Annotated in this window: 21 protein-coding genes; 2 read left to right on the top strand and 19 right to left on the bottom strand. The window is 41.5% G+C overall.

Annotated elements, in window-relative coordinates:
* Positions 1-68: 68 nt before the first annotated feature.
* From BMZ99_RS03995 to BMZ99_RS03985, 3 genes are all read right to left on the bottom strand, one after another.
* Positions 69-284 carry a transposase gene (locus tag BMZ99_RS03995; protein WP_245754806.1) on the bottom strand — a complete coding sequence of 72 codons (216 nt, stop codon included), beginning with the start codon at positions 282-284 and terminating at the stop codon, positions 69-71.
* A 138-nt stretch (positions 285-422) separates the two neighbouring features.
* Positions 423-1,778, bottom strand: a complete 1,356-nt coding sequence (locus BMZ99_RS03990; protein ID WP_090933171.1) for a D-serine ammonia-lyase — start codon at positions 1,776-1,778, stop codon at positions 423-425.
* 169 nt (positions 1,779-1,947) lie between these two features.
* Complete coding sequence (locus BMZ99_RS03985) at positions 1,948-3,381, bottom strand: PIG-L deacetylase family protein (RefSeq protein WP_090933170.1); 1,434 nt, start codon at positions 3,379-3,381, stop codon at positions 1,948-1,950.
* Positions 3,382-3,493: 112 nt separating this feature from the next.
* On the opposite strand from BMZ99_RS03985, the gene BMZ99_RS03980 reads away from it, so the two are divergent.
* Positions 3,494-4,171: an N-acetylmuramoyl-L-alanine amidase family protein gene (locus tag BMZ99_RS03980; RefSeq protein WP_090933168.1), complete on the top strand. Its 678-nt coding sequence runs from the start codon at positions 3,494-3,496 to the stop codon at positions 4,169-4,171.
* Positions 4,172-4,315: 144 nt separating this feature from the next.
* The gene (locus BMZ99_RS03975) at positions 4,316-4,561 is read left to right on the top strand and encodes an alpha/beta-type small acid-soluble spore protein (protein ID WP_090933166.1); all 246 of its coding nucleotides are present in this window, start codon (positions 4,316-4,318) and stop codon (positions 4,559-4,561) included.
* A gap of 129 nt (positions 4,562-4,690) precedes the next feature.
* On the opposite strand, the gene BMZ99_RS03970 is transcribed toward BMZ99_RS03975, so the two are convergent.
* The 16 genes from BMZ99_RS03970 to namA form a co-directional block, all read right to left on the bottom strand.
* On the bottom strand, positions 4,691-5,770 hold the full coding sequence (locus BMZ99_RS03970) for a copper amine oxidase (protein WP_090933164.1): 1,080 nt from the start codon (positions 5,768-5,770) through the stop codon (positions 4,691-4,693).
* Between the two features lie 127 nt (positions 5,771-5,897).
* Positions 5,898-7,178, bottom strand: coding sequence for an ammonia-forming cytochrome c nitrite reductase subunit c552 (locus tag BMZ99_RS03965; RefSeq protein WP_090933162.1), 1,281 nt, complete (start codon positions 7,176-7,178; stop codon positions 5,898-5,900).
* Complete coding sequence (locus BMZ99_RS03960; RefSeq protein WP_245754805.1) at positions 7,171-7,653, bottom strand: cytochrome c3 family protein; 483 nt, start codon at positions 7,651-7,653, stop codon at positions 7,171-7,173. The genes BMZ99_RS03965 and BMZ99_RS03960 overlap by 8 nt, the downstream gene beginning before the upstream one ends.
* Positions 7,654-7,668: 15 nt before the next feature.
* Positions 7,669-8,496: a c-type cytochrome biogenesis protein CcsB gene (gene ccsB / locus BMZ99_RS03955; protein ID WP_090933158.1), complete on the bottom strand. Its 828-nt coding sequence runs from the start codon at positions 8,494-8,496 to the stop codon at positions 7,669-7,671.
* 30 nt (positions 8,497-8,526) lie between these two features.
* Complete coding sequence (locus BMZ99_RS03950; protein WP_139214736.1) at positions 8,527-9,492, bottom strand: cytochrome c biogenesis protein ResB; 966 nt, start codon at positions 9,490-9,492, stop codon at positions 8,527-8,529.
* A 97-nt stretch (positions 9,493-9,589) separates the two neighbouring features.
* Positions 9,590-10,342 (bottom strand): polysaccharide deacetylase family protein, encoded by a 753-nt coding sequence (locus tag BMZ99_RS03945; protein ID WP_090933156.1) that lies wholly within the window; start codon positions 10,340-10,342, stop codon positions 9,590-9,592.
* Positions 10,335-11,273 (bottom strand): DNA-binding protein WhiA, encoded by a 939-nt coding sequence (gene whiA, locus BMZ99_RS03940; protein WP_090933154.1) that lies wholly within the window; start codon positions 11,271-11,273, stop codon positions 10,335-10,337. The genes BMZ99_RS03945 and whiA overlap by 8 nt, the downstream gene beginning before the upstream one ends.
* Before the next feature lie 45 nt (positions 11,274-11,318).
* Positions 11,319-12,683, bottom strand: coding sequence for a gluconeogenesis factor YvcK family protein (locus BMZ99_RS03935; protein ID WP_090933152.1), 1,365 nt, complete (start codon positions 12,681-12,683; stop codon positions 11,319-11,321).
* A gap of 76 nt (positions 12,684-12,759) precedes the next feature.
* Positions 12,760-13,650: an RNase adapter RapZ gene (gene rapZ / locus BMZ99_RS03930; RefSeq protein ID WP_090933150.1), complete on the bottom strand. Its 891-nt coding sequence runs from the start codon at positions 13,648-13,650 to the stop codon at positions 12,760-12,762.
* A 19-nt stretch (positions 13,651-13,669) separates the two neighbouring features.
* Entirely contained in the window at positions 13,670-14,401 is a 732-nt protein-coding gene (locus BMZ99_RS03925) for a phosphatase (protein WP_090933148.1), read from the bottom strand.
* Positions 14,402-14,499: 98 nt separating this feature from the next.
* On the bottom strand, positions 14,500-15,885 hold the full coding sequence (gene bioA, locus BMZ99_RS03920) for an adenosylmethionine--8-amino-7-oxononanoate transaminase (RefSeq protein WP_090933146.1): 1,386 nt from the start codon (positions 15,883-15,885) through the stop codon (positions 14,500-14,502).
* On the bottom strand, positions 15,882-16,622 hold the full coding sequence (gene bioD / locus BMZ99_RS03915) for a dethiobiotin synthase (protein ID WP_090933144.1): 741 nt from the start codon (positions 16,620-16,622) through the stop codon (positions 15,882-15,884). Before bioD ends, bioA begins: the two co-directional genes overlap by 4 nt.
* A gap of 3 nt (positions 16,623-16,625) precedes the next feature.
* Positions 16,626-17,813 carry an 8-amino-7-oxononanoate synthase gene (gene bioF, locus BMZ99_RS03910; protein ID WP_090933142.1) on the bottom strand — a complete coding sequence of 396 codons (1,188 nt, stop codon included), beginning with the start codon at positions 17,811-17,813 and terminating at the stop codon, positions 16,626-16,628.
* Positions 17,814-17,828: 15 nt separating this feature from the next.
* Positions 17,829-18,575: a 6-carboxyhexanoate--CoA ligase gene (locus BMZ99_RS03905; RefSeq protein ID WP_245754804.1), complete on the bottom strand. Its 747-nt coding sequence runs from the start codon at positions 18,573-18,575 to the stop codon at positions 17,829-17,831.
* A complete protein-coding gene (locus BMZ99_RS03900) occupies positions 18,562-19,056 on the bottom strand; it encodes a hypothetical protein (RefSeq protein ID WP_090933140.1) in 495 nt (164 codons plus the stop codon). The genes BMZ99_RS03905 and BMZ99_RS03900 overlap by 14 nt, the downstream gene beginning before the upstream one ends.
* Before the next feature lie 312 nt (positions 19,057-19,368).
* Positions 19,369-20,379, bottom strand: a complete 1,011-nt coding sequence (gene namA, locus BMZ99_RS03895; RefSeq protein WP_090933138.1) for an NADPH dehydrogenase NamA — start codon at positions 20,377-20,379, stop codon at positions 19,369-19,371.
* Positions 20,380-20,411: the final 32 nt, after the last annotated feature.

Here is a 20,411-nt window from a genome sequence, read left to right as displayed (position 1 = left end):
ACATCATCTCCGTTCATTCTAATTTTCCCAAGGACAATGGGACAGGTTCCTTGTCCCATTACGTCCTATCACACTTTTTGATATTCTGCAGCTTTCCTCCTATTCTCTGAAAGCATATCTAATGCAGAGTCGATATTAACGATAGTAGGAGTACCAGTATACTCATGATAGCTGCTGCTGATTCTCTTTACTACTTGAGATATCGATTCCTCGTTCTCTCTTATCAGTAAATGAATATGATTATCCATCAAACAATACCCATACAGCATGTAATTACTAATCATTTTGTAATACTCTAACGTTTCAATAGATTCCACTTCTGATTCTCTCACGAGCCTGTCTTGGCATGGTATCACCTCAACTACAGTATAGCACCTTTGTTTTTCTGGGACAAACAACCTGTGCCTATATCCCAAATAAGATTATTCCTTAGCTTTTCCTTTATTATAAAAATGACTCATCATTTCTTCAGGAACCATACTCCCACCAGTAGCCCAAACAATATGAGTGGCATTTTTCATTTTAGACATAAGATCACCATATTCTAAATATTGTTTGCCCCTTGATTCTGAAAATAATCTAAGGGGGCCAGCAAAACCTGCTAGTGCAGATGGTTCAAGATAAATTCCTTCGGAATCCGCCAGCCTGCTGAGCAGCCGATACAATTCTTGATCTTGTATAGTAAAAATACCGCTAATATCTTTCTCAAGTGTCTTGCCTACAAATCCTGAAGGTCTGCCAACTGCAAGACCATCTGCATCCGTCCTATTGTCAATTCCAAATTCTTGAGCCGATACTTTATCATGCAGCCCTGTCATAAGCCCCAGCAGCATGGCGGGAGAGTGAGTAGGTTCTGCAAAGAAGCAATGAACATGCTCATGAAAAGCGGTCTTTAAACCAAAGGTAATACCGCCAGGTGCACCACCAACGCCACAAGGAAGATAGACGAACAATGGATGATCTTGGTCAACAAGAATCTGCAGCTGCTCCAGCTGCTGTTTAAGCCTTTTACCTGCAACAGCATAACCTAAAAATAGATTCTGAGAATTTTCATCATCAATAAAGTAACTATTTTCTTCCCTTTGTGCTTGAATTCTGCCAGCTTCAACGGCTTTACCATAATCCGAATCATATTCCACTACAGTAACACCTTTTTTTCTAAGCAAATCTTTTTTCCACTGTTTCGCATCCGATGACATGTGAACTATCACTTTAAAACCTAATACGGCACCCATAATACCAATGCTAAGACCTAAATTTCCTGTAGATCCTACAACAATTGAATATCTAGAAAACAGCTTTTTGCATTTTTCACTAGCAAGAATCGTATAGTCATCGCTTTCAACTATTATCTTTTTTTCAATTGCTATATCCTCAGCAATTTTCAATACTTCATAAATACCACCTCGTGCCTTGACCGACCCCGAAATAGGCAGATGACTGTCGCACTTAAGATATAAAGAGCCAATAATCTCTTGATCATATAACACCGCAAGCTCTTTTTTCATTTTATCAATCTTCACAAGAGGAGATTCAATGATCCCTTTTGTTTCCCATGTTTGTGGAAATACTTTTGCAATATATGGAGCAAATCTAAGAAGTCTTTTTTCTGCATCTTGGATATCCATTTTCCTTAAATTCGGGGTTATAATTCTGTCACTAGAACTTACATACTGAGGATTTGTCCAAAACACTTCCTGAGTCTTGATAATCTCTTCCAATAATGGATGTCTGTTCTTCCATTCATCAAGATTTTTTCCCATAATATGTTTTTTCACTTTCTATCCTCCCAAGACATTTCCTTGTACTTCCTTAAAAAGATTTATAAAACGCTGTTAATATTTTCTATTTTTACCATATCGATAGTATATCACCTTTTGATTTTGGGGACAATGAACCTGTCCTTATACCCAGATAATTAGTTGATCTATACTCATAACACTAGAATTAAAACCTATTAAGAAAGACAGGCTGCCAAACCGTATGATCAATCATAAATTTATGCTTGTCTTTTGTCACAACCTGAATAAAGAAAAAATAAGGTACCTTTACCTGGGTTAAAGGGATCTTAATAATTACATCATCTTGGTACCGAATAATCGCATCCGATGGTAAGTTGGTATCACTCTCGCTAAAATGGAGCACGTCCTTCTCACGAATTGTTTTGTTGCCTCGCAGACCAAAGGCCACAATAGACACCTGATATTGATTTTGTTTGCCCACAAATCCAGGAATATGAAGATGCAGCCAGATGGTCTTATCTTGCAAATAACTATCAATCGTGGATATCTTACCTTTATGTTCTAAGGCACCGATTAGGCTTGTACTTCGCGTATTCACTAAAATAGATTCTTGGCTTGACCAAGCGCTAAGACTTGATAGATCTGACTCTGATGGTTTTTGTATAACATAAGGAATATAAGGGTCAGCAAACAATTCATTCTTACGTATGAAACTATGCAATAAACTTGACATTATGGGAACTTTCGTCTGGCTTGCATATTCCTTAATTGCTTCCTCTTTTAAGACTTCAGTCTCCAAATCAATTGGATACGTCATCCAGTTGCTATGTTGCACCTGATATAAAGGTCTGGGCGGTAATAGCAGCGCATCGTTTTGATATCCATGTGGTATGGGAAAGTCACCACGATGGATTAAATACGTGTACAAATGCATACCTGATGCCCTCCCGCTGTTGCTTATCTTCGCAAAACAAGTCGCAGCAAAAGCCCAGGCAGCAGCATGATCCGGATGCTCATCTGCTGGATGTGGTACTACTATAACATTTGGCTTAAAATTCAGCATGATTTGTTCTAGATTCTCTAATACAGCTTGCCCAGCATAAGGAGCATTTTTTTGATAGCTATTACTATATGGTGAATGATCACTCCCGGTATAGCGAGATTGATATGGCTGATCTTTATTCCAATTATCCATCCATAGATGTTCAAGGCCCCGATCGGGATAACCAAGCAAAAATATCTGTTTTTCTGATACCCCTAGCAGCTGTAGAGCTTGTATTGTTTCTTTTTGGCGCGTATACCCTGAATTCACATAATCTTCGCGAGTGAGAAACAATCGATGAAACTCTTCTTCTGTAGCAATTGTAAAACCATCACCATTGGTCATAACAACAACCAAGACTTGTCCGCCTGCTTGTAGTACATCATGAATCATCCCTCCGCAGCCAAGTACTTCATCATCACAATGAGGAGCAATCACTAATAAGCGAGTCTCTTTTGGTACAAGAGGGAAGGATGGAAGCTGTAGATCTTCCTCAGGCTTTTCCTGATAATAAAAGTAAAGAGAACTAAGACAATACAAGGCTAAAGCTAGCCCTGCCGTGACAAGTAAAATTTTGAAAATAATCCGTAAGCGCATAATAATCCTTTCAACATTTTATTTTGATAAAATTCTATAGTTATCCAGGATAACAACTTCGACTGATATAACCTTTTTCTGCATATATGTAGCTATAAGAGGTGGTTGCGATGTGAAAAGTATATATATTGCCAAAAGACAATGTATCTTATGTTTCTTATTTATGCTGCTGATAATCGGCACACTCTATGCTCACGATGATATGACTCATAAACTGGCGGGTAAAATCATTGTTGTGGATGCCGGCCACGGCGGTATTGATACTGGTGCAAATCGATCAGGAGTTCTTGAAAAAGACATTAATTTAGCAATCGCCCTAGAACTAAAAAATGTTCTTCATCAGTATGGAGCAAAAGTAATTCTCTCTCGTCAAGCAGACATTGAGCTTAGCCCAGAATGCGACAACGAGAAAGTTAAAGGACGCTACCATCGCGACTTAGCTGCTCGCGTAGAAATGGTCGAAGAATCGGACGCAGATTTATTTATTAGTCTTCACGCAAATGCTGCTTCTAATACCAAAAGACAAGGTCCAGAGGTGTTTTATTACGCTAAATCAGAGCCCAGTAAATCATTAGCAAATACGATACAAAATGAACTTAGTAAAGTAATAAAATCCGCTTCAACTGCGAATCCGGGCAACTACTTCGTGCTGCGCCGGAACAAAATACCTGCGGCCTTGATTGAACTTGGTTATATCACGAATATAGAAGAACGTTCTCTCTTACAATCACCGGAACATCAACGCAAATTGGCAGAAGCAATTGCAAAAGGTATTTATAACTATTATTAGCAGCATCACAATGAAAAATAATGACCGATGAATCAAACTAACGTATTGCTGAAGCAATGAATAGATATACTATCATTAATAGATCATTCAGAACTAAATAGCCTTTATTCCCAATAACTATCTACAAACTGGAGCGTGAATACTATGGTCAAAGGTAAAATTGATACCATGCAGGAATTGAATGAAGCACTTCCTGATAAACATGAAGTAGCAAAGGAACTGGGCATACCACTAGATCAAGGTCACAATGAAGAATTAACAACTAGCCAAGTTGGCAAAATTGGTGGTCGAATCGGTGGACAAAAAGTTAAAATGATGATTGAAATGGCTGAAGAACAAATGGCAGAAAATGCAGCCACAGAGGCTGCTGAAGCAAACAACCATAAATAATAAGTTAATCAAAAAAAAGACCATCCAAGCTGGATGGCTTTTATCCTAATTAAATTCACTATGTCCCTTTTAAAAAAATCCCCTCGAAGAATCCGCTTAGTATTCAGCAATTCTTCGAGGGGTTCATCATTATTTAACTTTTTCAGGAGTAAGTATTAATTTAATAGGCAAGTTGGAAGCTCCTGGAGGGCTGAATGTCATCCAAATGGATTTGCCGCTTTCATAGGTGCCAAGATAAGCACTTTCACTGATTTTGTGAGAGCCAAAAGACATCACATCGGCAGGGGTTGGAATCGTATGTACATCCTGATGACGATATTCTAAGCCTAGCCAACCTGCATATTCTCCTCCACGAGGATTCAGGTAGTAGGAAATTTTATCACCAGAAGTGGAAGGCAGGTATATTTTATATACAACACCATAATTTCCATAATTCAATGTTGGTGTACCGTCTGTAGCATCAACGCCTCTGACATATTGGTCGAGATAATTATCTGCCAGAGTGAGTGCAACAGTTCCATCTTTCTTGCTATCGTAAGTTTGTTTTCCAACGATCAATCGATCTTTGCCTTCAAATGTTCCTCGCAAACGATGTTCACCAGGGTCAGCAGCCAATACTTTTGCTTTTGCTGCAAATTCTTTAACATCAGCATCTAAAGGCATCATCATAACCTTAATGGTAACCGGATGATCAATTGTTAAGTCATACATGCCGTTCACCAGCATATTCGTTTTTACAATGCTGTGATCCAAAGAAGAAATCAAACTTCTTGATTCTTTGCAGGGAACCTCTACAAGATACAAATTACCGCCTTCTAAATATTTTTGCTGTACCTCTTTGCCGACTTGCAAATAATCAAGGCTTGGACCACCTAATCCATTTTTAGTTACCGTGATATGAGCTGTCTTTTCCCCAGCATTTTCTAGCAGCACTACAATTTTTTTGTCTTCCTTCGTTGCATTTACATGATGAAAGAACAGACGAATGTCACCACTTACTGTATCTTGATACATAATTCCATCATCAGTCACCATTTCAGGGCTATCAGATAGTAATAATTTCCCACTGGAAGATGATACGGTAACGGGCCATTCTGATAAGGCCAAACCATTTAATTTAACAGTCGAATAGGTATCGACTGCCAATGCTGTACTATGTAACATCACAAACATAATCAGCGGCACTATGCCAAACTTAATCCAATACAATATGCTACCCCCTTGTTAAGACATAGCATCATTATACCAATACCTTAATCTTATGTAAAATGACAAAATAATACCATTATGTCAGTTGCTGTAACATTTTATCATCTGACATGCCAAATTGTACATTTTACAGTTGATTACCTACCGCTTGATTTGCAGCGTCGATTGCCCGATGAGATAAGTCAATAGACTGCCCAAGAGTATGTAGTTCTTGTACAGAGTTGTGAAAACCCATGCTGTTGGACGCCGCTACATAATCCCAGTACCACTGTGCTTGCCGCAATAGCTCCCGTGCATTTGTTAGTTGTTCTTGATTCGCATTCGGAATATTTCCAGCTTTAGCAATAATCTCATGGGCTTTAGCCACATTCAATCCAGCAGTATGCTGCAGCTGCCAAACATTATCCTGTGTCGCCTTTACTTGATTATACAATTGATCTGTACCATCTCGATGACAAGGCATACAAGATACATCCAAATTTTTCAAAGGGCTTGTCATCCAATGAGAGCTATATTTTTGTCCATTCTCACGAATGTAAGGCATATGACAGTCGGCACAAGATACGCCGAATTTAGCATGGACACCGTTTTGCCATTCTTCGAAATCAGCATGCTGAGCTTTTAATATAGGTGTTTTCGAATCTGGGTGTATAAAATCCTGCTGAAATCCATTAGGCTTCGTAGCATAATATTGATACATTTGCTGAGGTGTAGTTCCTTGATCCCAAGGAAACACGACTCGCGATGTTCCTGGTTCAAAATAATATTCCGAATGACATTGTCCGCATACATAACTGCGCATTTCTTCCCGGCTTGCCTTATTTACATCAATGCCTTGCCGTCCCATTGCTTCAATAAAGGCAGGATTAATAACTCTCAGCTTCATAGTCTCTGGATCATGACAGTTGGCACAGCTGACAGGGTGCTTGGATTGATCAAGCAGCTCAGTTAATGGCTGATTGGCAAACCCCCATCCAGATTCCTTATAAAACTGCTCCACATAAGGAGTTTTACAGGTAATACAGGCACCTTTACTCGTAGGACCAATACGTTTGGATTCCTTAAGATCTTCAATGGCATACAAATGTCCTCTATCTTCTGTATAATCCTTACTAAAGGGATTACCCTTAAAATTAGTGTAAATTTCAGGCTGCATTTCTGCTTTCTGTACTTTTGCGCTTCCTCCATACCCCGTTGGCGAGGCGGCCATCTCTAAATTTTTTTGGTAGCTGGCATACTCCAAAGGATATGCTTTCCCCCAAACAGCCGGATCATATTCGCCAACAGCTAACGGTGATAGTTTCATAGCTGAAGGGGGCTTTACTGCCCATACACGGACTACAATACCACCAAAGAAGACGACCATCATCCCTAAAAATACGGCTAAAAATTTCTGCGCCCTATTCAACGCTAACCCCTCCTGGACTCCTATTTTGACCATGAACGATACCACGATGACATTTTATGCAGCTTTGCCCACCTGCTGCCATGGCTGTATTTTCCACAGTAGAATAATGACAGCGAAGACAATTTCCCTCCGTAATCCTTTTACCTTTCGGCGTAAAATATAAGGTATCAGGATAATCACGCAGAAATTCATGATATACATCCCGCATTCCGTTTTCTCCCTTTACGTACATCATAGAAAAAATATTATCATGAGGAACATGGCAGTCACTGCAAGTTACAGTTTTATGATTTGATGCCTGCCACGTATAATATACATAATTCATAGAGTGGCAGCTGCCACAGAAACCTGGACCGCTAGAATATACAAATCCAGCACCGGACAGTGCCATTCCCACCACTGCAACTACAATCCCTAGCAAAATTAATTTAAGTGAACTGCGCTCAAAGAATTTTCCGAAATCCAACCACCCCACTCCTTCCTAGTCAAGTTACAATGCATAGCTATGTAAACCAGGCAATAATACATTCACTCCGATAAAAGTGAAGAGTACCGTAATGAAACCAATTACTGCCCAATTCATTGCCCTTTTCCCCCGCCAGCCTAAAGCCACACGACCATGAAGATACATCGCATAAATTAACCACGTAATCAGTGACCATGTTTCTTTGGGATCCCATCGCCAGTAGGATCCCCAAGCATACTCTGCCCAAACGGCTCCTGTTACTATAAGCAGGGTTAGAAACGGAACAGCAAAGTGAATACACCGATTCACTAAGGTGTCCAATATAGCTAAAGATGGCAGCAGGCTTATTATTGTTTCTTGTCCACCCGCTTCTTCCATACGCTGCCGCCACAAATACATGATTGCCAACGCGAAAGAAATCGCCAGTGCTCCATAAGCGATAACCGCTGTGATAACATGAATCAGCAACCAATTACTTTTTAAAGCAGGCATGAGGGGACGAACCTCTTGATAAAAGCTAGAGAATATACCTGTCAAAACAAAGGCTACTGGCAATACAAAGGCACCTAAAGAGTAATTCTTGTAACGACACGCAATATACAAATAGAAAAAAATCAATCCCCAGACAAAGGCCATACCAAATTCATACATGTTAGCAAAAGGAATACGCCCAGCCTGAAGGGTACGGGAAGTTAGCGCTAACGTATTTACTACAAAACCGATCACCGTCAAAGCAATCGCCCAGCGTCCAAGCCTTTCCTTCAGCCAAATGAGATGTCCAATATTAAAACAGCTTGCTAAAAAATAACTAACAAATGCAGAATTAAAAAACTCCTTTTCCAAAGCACCCACAAAATTCCACCTATCCTTTTTGATTACTGACTAAAATTGTTTTTTATAAAGACTGACAAAAAAGCCAAAAGCAAGTAAAAGAAACCCAAACCACACCAGGGGTATTCCAGGGTCCTGTTTAATGAGCAACCCCGAAAAAGGCTGTGCCTCTATAAATTTCACTATTCCCATTTGCGGGCCGATGAATCTGCTGCTGCCTAACGATGCAGCTCCCCAATCATATTCTCGCTCGCCTTTATAGACAATATACATAATTTGAGGATTCAATCCCCCGACATACCGCACTGGCAGAATCATCATATCTCCCTCAAGCACCATCCCTTGTCCCTCTCCTAGGCTAGCTTCCTGCAGGACCTTGCCTGCAGCATCTAAGTACTGGGTTTGTATTGCCATGCCAAAAGAAGATTGATAAATACTAATCCCGTGATAGATCAAAGGATGATTTACTTTCACCTCTTGTATCAATCGATTTTGCCCATACTGTTCAATACGAATGTGACTGATCCAGTCGGAAACGGTTCCATCAGAGTAATATTGGGTTTCAAAATTCTCCAAGTGTAATGCAAAAGGCTCACCAATTCCCTTGTATTTTTTCTGATTAATTTCATAATTCTTCCCAACAGCAAGATTGATCTCTTCGCTAACTCCGTAGATATTCCCATATAAAGCTCCTAAAAGAATCAATACAACTGCCATGTGCACTGAAAATGTCCCCCAAGGAGCCAAATGACGCCATTTGTTTGAATGGCGCAAAGCAGCAAGCTGCTTCATGCTGCAAATAAAAGTACTGCCACAAATCAAAGTTAGCAATAAGCGAAAGCCCATACTATGATAGATATCATATCTCTGAGGTGAAATGACAGTCCCTATCATTGCTGCCCCAGCCAATAGCATGAGCAATGCCATAGTAATCTTCATAGACGTAACAATATGAAGTATCTGAAAAACTCTTTTTTTATATGCTGCTCGCTGGACGATAACATCCTGTTCGTTCATTATGCCCTCCCACTTATCTTCAATTTATCAATATAGTATTGGCAAAATTGGTTAAAAAAATAAGTCAGGCCCATAATAATTATGGATCTGACTTATTTTATAATCCTAATTTACTGTATATATGGGCTCGAAAGAGACGTAAGCGAAATTCCCACAAACCATATTTGGGCTGAGGCACATTAATGCGCTTTAATGCATAGGGATCGGTATTTTCATTGTTTAATCCAGCTAGACCAGTGCAAGCACCTCGATATCCGGTTTCTTTTAAGATTTGCTGAGCACCTGCTGAAAATTGCCCATAAGGATAGGCAAAAAACTGAATGGACGTACGAATTTGCCTTTCTAAAGCCGCTTTTGATTCCGCTGCTTCCCGCCGCTGCTCTGTAGCATTAATTTCATTCATTCCCACATGAGACATCGTGTGGGAGCCTATTTCCGTGTGCCTTTTCTGCATATCGGCTACCTGCTGCCAGGATAAGTAATCTGTTGTGCCGATTAAGCTTGGTACAACAAAGACCGTTGCCGACATGCCGTACTGCTCCATAATCGGCAGTGCGGTTAGATAATTATCTTCATACCCATCATCAAAGGTAATTACAATAGGTTTTTCAGGTAAGGCTGTCTTTCCAGTATAAGAATTAAATAAGTCTTCTAGAGAAATAGCATGGTATCCATTTTCCTTTAGATACTTCATTTGTTCTTCAAACTGACTGGCTGTCACACTGTAAATCTCCTCATCTACTTCACCTACCTGATGGTAAGCTAAGATCGGTACAGCATTCGTGGGCCAAAATAGCCAGCCTAAAATCGCTACCATAAAAAGGATACCACATGCCAAAAATTTATTCATGTTCCAACTCCATAGCAATCTGTTCTATTTTTCGCAGTCGGTGATTCATTCCCGATTTTCCAACTCTGCCATCCATAGCATCTACCAGTTCCTGTAAGGTAGCTTCCGGATGAGCAAGTCGCAACTTAGCAACGACAAGCAGAGAGGGAGGCAGCTTATCAAGCCCTTTTTGCTGGGCAATGAGTTCAATGCATTTTACTTGCCGCACCGCTGCATTCACCGTTTTCTGCAGGTTAGCTGTTTCACAATTTACCAGTCGATTGACTTGATTCCGCATGCCTTTTACTACACGAACATTTTCGAAAGTCAAAAGAGCATTATGCGCACCAATCAGCCGCAAGAAATCAATAATGGCATCTCCATCTTTTAAGTACACAATATGATCATTTTTGCGTTCAGTCATTCCAACAGGCAATGAAAAAAACTTCATCAAGCGTACGAGGGCTTTTGCAAAATCTAAATTGCCTGTAACCAATTCCAGATGATAATCCCCTTCCGGCTTATTTACTGACCCACCACCTAAAAAGGCACCTCGTAAATAAGAACGACGACAGCAGGATTTCCGTAAAATACCACTATCACTGCTTACATTCAAATTTTCACCCTGCATAATTCCTAACGCTGCTAACAATTCCGTCACCACTGGTGACGGCACTACTTTGATCAAATAGGAGTTATTCTTCTTTAAACGACGACCACGAGTAACAACCACTTCTGTTTTTAAATGAAAGCCACTTTTAATCAAGGTGAGAGCTTTACGTGCTACAGCAGCATTCTCCGTAGTAAAATTAATCCCAAGATTACTATTGCCGCCAATTAACATGGTACCGCCCATACGAATCAGAGAGGCCAATTCTGCCATATTGCAGCACTCTTGTTCCTCTACGATCCGAGCCAATTCATTTCTTACTTCAGCAGAATAAGAAGCCAATCTATTTCACCCCCGTCAAGCTGCTTTGCCTTAACGCCGCAAAACTCAGCGATCCGTTTTCTTAAGGTCCTTAATACTTTCCGCAATTAAATAATAATCCAATAAGCGCATACGCTCCGAATTGGTCTTAAGTTTATATATCATCGAGACAATAGTTCGAGACAATTTCAGAGGATCATGACGAACTAAATTCGTCTCATTAATAACATCCGCCTGAGTCACTTTGATCCCCATAGCTTCCACTTTTTCCGCATCGTTTTTTACAGGATAAGCTCCCTGACCCGCATATTTCTGCTGCAATTCTTCTGCAACATTTTGACTATTGATCACAACATAATCAATTACACCAGGGCCTACATGATCTAAAATCGCCTGCACATGCTCCGATGCGCTATAGCCATCTGTTTCTCCCGGCTGAGTCATTACATTGCAGATATAAATTTTGACAGCTTGGCTTTTCCGCAAGGTATCCGCCACTCCCCGCACCAGCAAATTGGGAAGAATACTGGTATATAAGCTTCCAGGTCCTAAAATAATAGCGTCGGCATCTCGTATAGCCTCCAGAGAACTCTCTACGGGCATGGTTTCTTCCGGCTGTAAATACACTCTTTCAATACGTTTATTAACAAGAGGAATCTGGGACTCCCCTTCCACAATACTGCCATCCGTCATTTTAGCCCATAATCGTACTGTTTGCGTCGATGCCGGCAAGACTCGGCCCCGTACCGCCAAAACCTTACTTGATTCTTTTAAAGCCTGTTCTACATCTCCTAGCACTTCTGTCATCGCAGCAATGAATAAGTTGCCAAAATTGTGCCCCGCCAATCCCCCTGTACCACCAAATCGATGCTGAAAAAGCTTTTCCATCAATGGTTCCGTATCTGCTAATGCCACTAAACAGTTGCGTAAATCACCCGGAGGAATCATACCCAAATCTTCTCGTAATCGTCCTGAAGAGCCGCCATCATCAGCAACGGTAACAATCGCTGTAATATTACTGGTTACACTCTTTATACCCCGCAGCAGCACAGATAAACCTGTGCCTCCGCCAATCACTGTCACTGCCGGCCCCCGATTCAGTTTGCGCTTTTGAAAAATAAGCTCAATCAAGCGTTCAGACCCATCGGGAATGAGCACACTGATCACCGAAGCAATAATCTGCTTCGTAGCCAGCGTCATCAGGACCATACCACCTGCAATAATAAAGATACCTACAATCGTCGTAACCGTATAATAATACCTGCCTGTCGTCAGGTATACCATTCTAAAAATGGTCTCTTCAAAGTTTCCTACATATTTATAATTGAATACAATGGCAAGCCCCATGCTTGCAATAATAACGCCCATAGAAAATAATAGCAGCCACCGTTTCACCTTAATGCCTGGGTACATCCACTTTAAAAAGTGCATAGATATTACACCTCAATTTCTATCTCACCACTACTACTCGCTGCTTTTTCAGCAATATAGCTTCATCGATACTATGTTACCCCTCAACAGGTGCTTCTAACACATTATGTTTAATATCCCGATGATCTACATTTACCTTATAGCCTTTGTTCTTTAAACCTTCATAGATTTTACCAGCGACAAATACAGAGCGATGCATTCCGCCAGTGCAACCAATAGCAATGATCAGCTGACTTTTTCCTTCTTTGATGTAATTCGGCACTAAAAAGTCTACAAACCCAGAAACCTGTTCCATAAATTGCTGGGTAATTGGCCATTTCCAAATATAATCTCCCACTTCCGCTACCGCTCCACTTTTACGGCGCAAAGACTCTACGTAAAACGGATTCGGTAAAAAGCGTACATCAAAAACCATATCCGCATCTAAAGGAATACCATATTTAAATCCAAAAGAGACAACGGTAATATTCATACGCTGCTGCTCATGTTCACTGGTAAAAAGCCCAGTGATTTTTTCCCTGAGTTTAGCAGTGCTCAATTCTGATGTATCTATTATTTGCGTAGCTCTTCCTCTAACGTGGTCAATCTTTTCTCGTTCACGGCTAATTCCCTCTATAATGCGGCCATGGGGTGCCATGGGATGCCGCCGTCTGGTTTCCTTATAACGCCGGATTAGGGTTTCATCTGAAGCTTCTAAGAAAAGCATTTCATAACGATACCCCTGCTTTTCTAAATCTTCCAGGGCTTGTATCAGGGTGTCAAAAAACTCTCGCCCACGAATATCCACGACTAAACCAACTTTATTTACCCGCCCCGCTGATTGGGTACAAAGTTCGGCAAATTTAGGAATCAGCATAGGAGGCAGATTATCCACACAAAAATATCCCAGATCTTCCATGGTTCTCACCACCTGAGTCTTGCCTGCACCTGACATGCCCGTGATAATCACCAAACGAACGTCGTCCATATTCTACACCTCCAATTCACTAATTCACGCTGCTTTTCCGATTGGAACGACGGTTTAAATGATGCAGCACATTTTCAACCGACGTATTGATCACTAAATCAGGAGAAATTTTATATTTCTCTAACACTTCAATAGCCTGACTGAAGTCTCCTATCGCTAGAGCAAAATGGCTGTCTGTACCCAAAATAATTTTCGCTCCATACTGTTTCGCTAAAGCAGCAATGTTTTCACAATAGGGTCTGCTGCCCACGCGAGATACTTTAAGAGAACTATTATTAATCTCCAAAGCAACATCATATTCTACAGCTGCTTTTACAATCGTCTCAGCATCTACCAAAAATTCAGGATTACCCGGATGGACAATTGCATCTACCCAAGGATTTTTCATAGCATTGACCATCATTTGCGTGTTTTCAGCAACCGATCCATTCGGGGAACAAACCGTGTGTAAACCAGCTAATACGATCTCCAAGCTACTGAGTCGATCTACAGGCAAATCTAAATTCCCTTCAAGATCAATCACATTCGCTTCTACCCCTTTTAAAATACGAACACCGAATAGTTCGGCCGGCACTGCTTTTAAATTGCCAAAATGATAGGCATGGGGGCCTCCTGGCATATCTGGACCGTGATCCGTAATTGCAATCATTTCAAGACCTTTTTCTGCTGCTGCAGTCACATTTTCCAATATCGTGCTATAGGCATGACCACTTGCTACCGTATGAATATGTAAATCAGCGACAATTTTCATACTCTCGCCCTCCTTATTACCTATATTATCTTTCAATTATATGGCAAATCCTCTAAAAAAGCAAAAGAGCGCATCATATTTATGCGCTCTTTCGAAATTTATATCAGAACTGCGGCCACATCTCTGGCACCATACTGCAGTGGTTCATCTTCTGTAATTTTTTTGATTGACAGGTAAATAATATCCAGCATATGCTCAATTTCAGCAATTGTACTTACCAAAGGCGGCATAAATACTATAACGCTGCCAATAGGGCGAATAATTAAACCATGTTCACGGGCCTTTTTGCAAACCTTAGCACCAATCGCCATTTCCCAAGGAAAAGGAATCTTTTCCTGAGGATTTTCCACCAGCTCAATACCAATCATCAACCCTCGCTGGCGGATATCCCCTACATGTTTCAATGTAAAGCCAGCTAGTTTATTGCGAGCTGCATCGATTTTTTCAGAAAGATTTTCTAGTACGTTTTCGTCGCGGAATATTTTCAAATTAGCCAAGCCCGCTGCACAGCATAACGGATTTCCCGTATAGGAATGTCCATGGAAAAAGGTTCGCTGCTGCGCATAATCTCCTAAGAAAGCATTATAAATTTCATTTGTCATAAAAGTGGCAGCCAAAGGCAAGTATCCTCCTGTGATGCCTTTTGCCACCATCATAAGGTCAGGCGACACCCCTTCATGATCACAAGCAAACATTTTACCAGTACGTCCAAAGCCCGTTGCGACTTCATCCACCAGCAGCAGCACATTATATTTTTGGGTTAGCTCTCGCAGCCGTTTCAAATAGCCAGGGGGCTGAGTCAACATACCAGCTGCTGCCTGAACCAATGGCTCCACAATAATAGCGGCAATCTCCTCATGTCCTTCTTCCAGGATTTTCTCAATTGCCTTGCTACAGGCCATATCGCACAGCTCATTCCCGGAAGATAACTTGCAGTGGTAGCAGCAAGGAGCTGGAGCCTGAATGGTTTCAAACAAGAGATCCGAAAAAATGCGATGAAATAAATCAATGCCTCCCACGCTAACGGTACCAACCGTATCACCATGATATGCATTGGCTAAGGTAATAAACTTTTTCTTTTTAGGTTTTCCTTTTAGCTGCCAATATTGAAATGCCATTTTAATCCCAATCTCTACAGCTGTAGAACCATCATCAGAATAAAATAACTTTTTCAATCCTTGAGGAACAATTGACATTAATTCTTCTGCCAGCTTAGCTGCTGGTACATTCACTAAACCTAACATGGTAGTGTGAGCGACTTTTCCCAATTGCTCAATAATCGCCTGATCAATAACAGGGTGACGATGCCCATGAAGGTTGACCCATAAAGAAGATACACCATCATAATAGCTGTTGCCCTGGTCGTCAATGAGCTTGATACCTTCCGCTGCGTTAATTACCATCTGGGGCTGTGCCACCCATTCCTGCATTTGCGTAAAAGGATGCCAAATGTATTCTTTGTCCTTTTCTTCTATACTCTTCATTGCACTCTCCTCCCTCTTATCACATTGAAAATTGCATCCATTTGCAAATATTCTTCTGCTAATTGTGCTAAACCTGCAGTTTTCCCTTCCGGCACACTGATCTCAGGGACATAAGGAAATTTTCCGAGAACCGGCAATCCTGTCATTTCTTTTATATATTCTTCATTAGAGATTTCCAAAACGCCCGCATCCTCCTGCTTCCAGCCATTTATAATAATTCCAGCCATATGCAGCCCGCGACTTCGTCCATACTCGACTGTCAATACCGTATGATTTATGGTTCCAAGGTTAGGCCTGGCAACGACAATGATAGGCAATGCTAATTCAAACATCAAGTCAGCTACTGTGTAATGTTTCCATAATGGAGCAAGAATACCTCCTACTCCTTCCACAATCACAGGGTTATGAAGCTGGCTTAACTGCTGAAAGGAGGCGATAAGATCCTGTATGTTAATGGTTACTCCACTAATGGCAGCTGCTACGGCAGGGGTTAGAGCAGGCGCCAAACATACAGGGTTCACCAAACGGCTTTCTCCTAAATCAATGCCTGCTGCCTTCATCAAAAAAACAGCATCTTCCGCCACCAGGTTTCCCATTCGATCCGCTACGCCGCCGGAAGCTGCCGGCTTCATCACACCTACATCGCAGCTTCGCTCCCTAAGTGCCGCAGCAATTGCTCCTGTAATTACGGTCTTCCCAATTTCTGTATCTGTTGCTGTAATGAATAAACCTGCCATATTTCACCTCTTTACATCTTTTTTGCAACTTAACTTGACTCTTCTACTCACTGCAATGATGCTTTCCACCGCTTTAGCCAATTCTTTCCTGTCATGAGCAGCGGATATTGTCAGGCGCAATCGGCTGCTGCCAGAAGGTACTGTCGGCGGGCGAATGGCTGATACGAGTAAGCCTTCATCTTTTAATAACGCAACCATCTCTACTGCACGGGCTGCTTCTCCTACCATAATCGGCAGTATCGGAGTGATACTTCCTTCTACAGGTACGCCAGCAGAAGCTAATGCCTCTCGTACATACTGAGCATTCTGTAATACAGTCTCAACCAGCTCCGGATGATTCTGCAGTTCCAGCAATGCCCCATGAGCCGCGCCTACTGTTGCCGGGGATAAAGCAGTAGAAAAAATAAAACTGCGGGCCTTATTTATTAAATAATCAATCAGCACTTGACTGCCAGCTACATAACCACCTTCTGATGCCAGGGACTTGCTCAGTGTTCCCATTTGAATATGAATCCTTCCCTGCAGACCAAAATGATCCGTTGTACCGCAGCCCCCACGTCCCAAAATCCCTACTGCATGGGCATCATCTACCATGATCATAGCCTCATAGGTTTCTCCTAAGGCGGCAATCTCATTCAGAGGTGCAATATCACCATCCATACTGAACACCCCGTCAGTAACAATGAGACGCCGACCTGAGCAAGGCGTGTTCTTTAACTTCTCTGCTAAATCATCTATATTTCCATGGCGATATACCACTCTATGAGCCCTAGACAAGCAACAGCCATCAATAATGCTGGCGTGATTGAGTTCATCACTGAAAATTATATCGCCTCTCCCCACTAAAGCGCTAATCACTCCTACATTCGCCATATAGCCTGCATTAAAAACTACAGCAGCTTCTGTCTTTTTAAACGCTGCCAATTCTTCTTCTAATTCTTGATACAGAGGATGGCTCCCCGTTGTCAGTCTGGCTCCTCCTGATCCTGTACCGTAGTGAAAAATAGCATCTATCGCTGCCTGCTGCACAGCAGAAGAATGGGTTAGCCCTAAATAGTTATTCGTCGATAATGATAAGTAGGTTTTACCTTCCAACTCTACATGAACCGCATCTAAAAATCGATATCTCACTGGCTTTCGGTATAAATTCTCTTCTTGAACTTTCAAAAGATGTGTTTTACAAAATTCCATATTATACCTTTTCCTTTACAATTTTACAAGCACTGGCTGAAACTGTAAATAGTGTTCTAAAAGGGTTATATCAGCAGCAGGATCTACAAAAAAGATTCTCCCACCCACAGGGTTTCCTAATGGCTTGCAATGGGGAATGCGAATGTATCCCGAAGCAGAAGCAACATACCCTGTTGTATATTCAGGATCATCAGACCAGCAAAGTTCAGCTACTACGCCAGGAGCAGCAGCTACTTTACTTGCCAGCACTAGCGCTTCTTGCACATGCAGATTGTGAATCCCCAGCTTTATCAATCGATCAATCAATGCATTTTCGTTTTCAATATCCATACGAGATACACGAATGCCTCTGCTTTCTGTATGATCAAAACGCTGGCCTGTAACAGCACATAACAGCATAGCTCCGCGCATACTGTCAGCTAAAGACAATAAACTTAAAATCCCTTGCTTTGCGCTGACAGAAGTTACCCCTGCTGCAACTAATGCATGTTCTGCCGCCTTATGTCCTTCCTCTGCCGTTAGGAAAGAAGAAGGATAGACAGAAAGCAAAGGAACCTGCTGTATCGTACTGGGCTGTACCGCTTCGATCGTAATAGAAATAAAATCAGCCTGTCCCCGGCTATGAGTGAAGGCTCTTTCCAGCATCCCAGCCGTTGTCTGCTTCACTTTATCATAAGGAATGATGCGCTCTGCACCAGAAATATGACGCCCGCCCTCTTCATGCCGCCTTCCCTGGGCGGCCCGCATTCTAACGCTGAACACTTTGTACCACCCTTTCCGTCTGCAGCTTTACCTTTTTTAATAATAAAGTAAGAGGCCAAGCAGTCAGTGCTGTATAAATCATACCTGGTATTGCTGCCACTAAAAGAGGGATTGCTCCCTTACCCAATATTTCTCCAAGAACTAGGCGAGCCGCACTGGATCCTAAGGGCCCTGCCATGACTAACACAGGCCATGATGTTCCTAAAACAGTCACACAAATGCCTACCACTAATCGAAAAATCATGGCAATACCTACATTCAGCAAGTTCTGAGTGCCCAATATAAGTCCAATAAAACTCGATAAGATACCTGCCGTTATGTACTTGGTAAAGCCAAAAACTCCACAGATCGCCACTGCCAATGGAGCAGATAATTGAAACTCTGTACCGGGAATGAAGCCAGGCAATTTAATCGCACCAGAAACGGTAATCAAAGTAGTCAGCAGCGCAGTCTCCGTTAATCTTCGAGTGTTAAAGTACATTCTGAAATCCCCCTCTTTTGTTAACCAATATTTTGTCAAGGTTAACAAATTGTTTAAATAAAAAGGCATTTTGAACCGCGGAGGCACAAAGCCAGTGAAGCAATCTCTTAACAGAAAGGAGATTGCTACGCGCTGCTCGCAATGACAACTCGATGTTACTTTATTTCTTTTGGTAAACCAATCGATTAATATCAGTTAACAATATTATCATACACTCATCATTACAAAATGTAAATTCTTTTGCAGTAAAAATTTACAAATAAAAAATAGAGACTATCTTTATGATAATCTCTATTTTTTTATTGTCTTGTATCATTTCGCTCGTGCATAGGCTTCAGGCCATTGTATTTCCTGCTGCAGTACATGGGCAGCCTGCAAAGGCCAATAGGGATTTCGCAGCAATTCTCTGCCTGTATACACTAATTCAATGCCAGCCTTAAGCATTTGCTGAACTTGAACAGGCTCTGTAATAAGCCCTCCTGCCAATACAGGCAGCTGGGTCTGCTCTTTAATCGTAAGTGCCATAGCAATCTGATAGCCGGCATAAGCACGCGGCATTGCCGCTATAACAGCCCCAGAGCTTACATTCACCACATCAATGCCATGATGCTTCACCAGGTTTAGCATAGCAGCCACAAGTTCCGGAGTGTTTCCTTCGGGATGATAATCATCTGCTGACACCCGAACAATGATTGGCATCTCTTGTGGAATGACTTCCTTGACTGCAAGCAGAACCTCTTCTAAGAAACGTATTCTCTTTTCCAAGCTTCCTCCATACTCATCAGTGCGAGTATTGGTTAAAGGTGATAAAAACTCATTAATCAAATATCCATGTGCCGCATGAATTTCAAGAATATCAAAACCAGCCGCAACTGCCCGCTTTGCTCCTTGCGCAAACTTTTGAACGACTTCTTTAATTTCCTGCACAGTCAAAGCTTTAGGTAAGGCATATTCTTCGCTAAAAGCAATCGCAGAAGGTGCTACGGGTGTGCTGTTCACAACGCCGCTCTTTCTGCCGGCATGAGCCAGCTGAATTCCGATTTTTCCCCCTTGAGCATGCACCTGGTCAACTACTCTTTTTAGGCCTGGAATATGGTCATCATCCCAAATGCCCAAATCCTGATTGGAAATACGTCCGCGAGGCTCAATACCAGTTGCTTCTACAATAATCAGTCCTACTTGACCTACGGCCCGTGTCACATAATGGGTAACATGCCAATCTGTCACCTTGCCATCATCTGCCGCGCTGTACATACACATAGGCGGCATGACAATTCGATTCTTTAACGTCAGACTTTTAAAAGAAATAGGAGTAAATAGCATATATATCACCCTTTCATAATTTGTAAGATCAT

The sequence above is a fragment of the Pelosinus propionicus DSM 13327 genome, assembly GCF_900114615.1.
GTDB lineage: Bacteria > Bacillota > Negativicutes > DSM-13327 > DSM-13327 > Pelosinus > Pelosinus propionicus.
This window is presented reverse-complemented; position numbering and strand designations above follow the sequence as displayed.

What these genes read in the sequence shown, in the direction of transcription:
- BMZ99_RS03995 (WP_245754806.1), bottom strand. Translation starts at nt 284, where the DNA reads ATGATTAGTAATTACATGCTGTATGGGTATTGTTTGATGGATAATCAT.
- BMZ99_RS03985 (WP_090933170.1), bottom strand. Translation starts at nt 3,381, where the DNA reads ATGCGCTTACGGATTATTTTCAAAATTTTACTTGTCACGGCAGGGCTA.
- BMZ99_RS03975 (WP_090933166.1), top strand. Translation starts at nt 4,316, where the DNA reads ATGGTCAAAGGTAAAATTGATACCATGCAGGAATTGAATGAAGCACTT.
- BMZ99_RS03950 (WP_139214736.1), bottom strand. Translation starts at nt 9,492, where the DNA reads ATGAACGAACAGGATGTTATCGTCCAGCGAGCAGCATATAAAAAAAGA.
- BMZ99_RS03945 (WP_090933156.1), bottom strand. Translation starts at nt 10,342, where the DNA reads ATGAATAAATTTTTGGCATGTGGTATCCTTTTTATGGTAGCGATTTTA.
- BMZ99_RS03935 (WP_090933152.1), bottom strand. Translation starts at nt 12,683, where the DNA reads ATGCACTTTTTAAAGTGGATGTACCCAGGCATTAAGGTGAAACGGTGG.
- rapZ (WP_090933150.1), bottom strand. Translation starts at nt 13,650, where the DNA reads ATGGACGACGTTCGTTTGGTGATTATCACGGGCATGTCAGGTGCAGGC.
- BMZ99_RS03925 (WP_090933148.1), bottom strand. Translation starts at nt 14,401, where the DNA reads ATGAAAATTGTCGCTGATTTACATATTCATACGGTAGCAAGTGGTCAT.
- bioA (WP_090933146.1), bottom strand. Translation starts at nt 15,885, where the DNA reads ATGAAGAGTATAGAAGAAAAGGACAAAGAATACATTTGGCATCCTTTT.
- bioD (WP_090933144.1), bottom strand. Translation starts at nt 16,622, where the DNA reads ATGGCAGGTTTATTCATTACAGCAACAGATACAGAAATTGGGAAGACC.
- bioF (WP_090933142.1), bottom strand. Translation starts at nt 17,813, where the DNA reads ATGGAATTTTGTAAAACACATCTTTTGAAAGTTCAAGAAGAGAATTTA.
- BMZ99_RS03900 (WP_090933140.1), bottom strand. Translation starts at nt 19,056, where the DNA reads ATGTACTTTAACACTCGAAGATTAACGGAGACTGCGCTGCTGACTACT.
- namA (WP_090933138.1), bottom strand. Translation starts at nt 20,379, where the DNA reads ATGCTATTTACTCCTATTTCTTTTAAAAGTCTGACGTTAAAGAATCGA.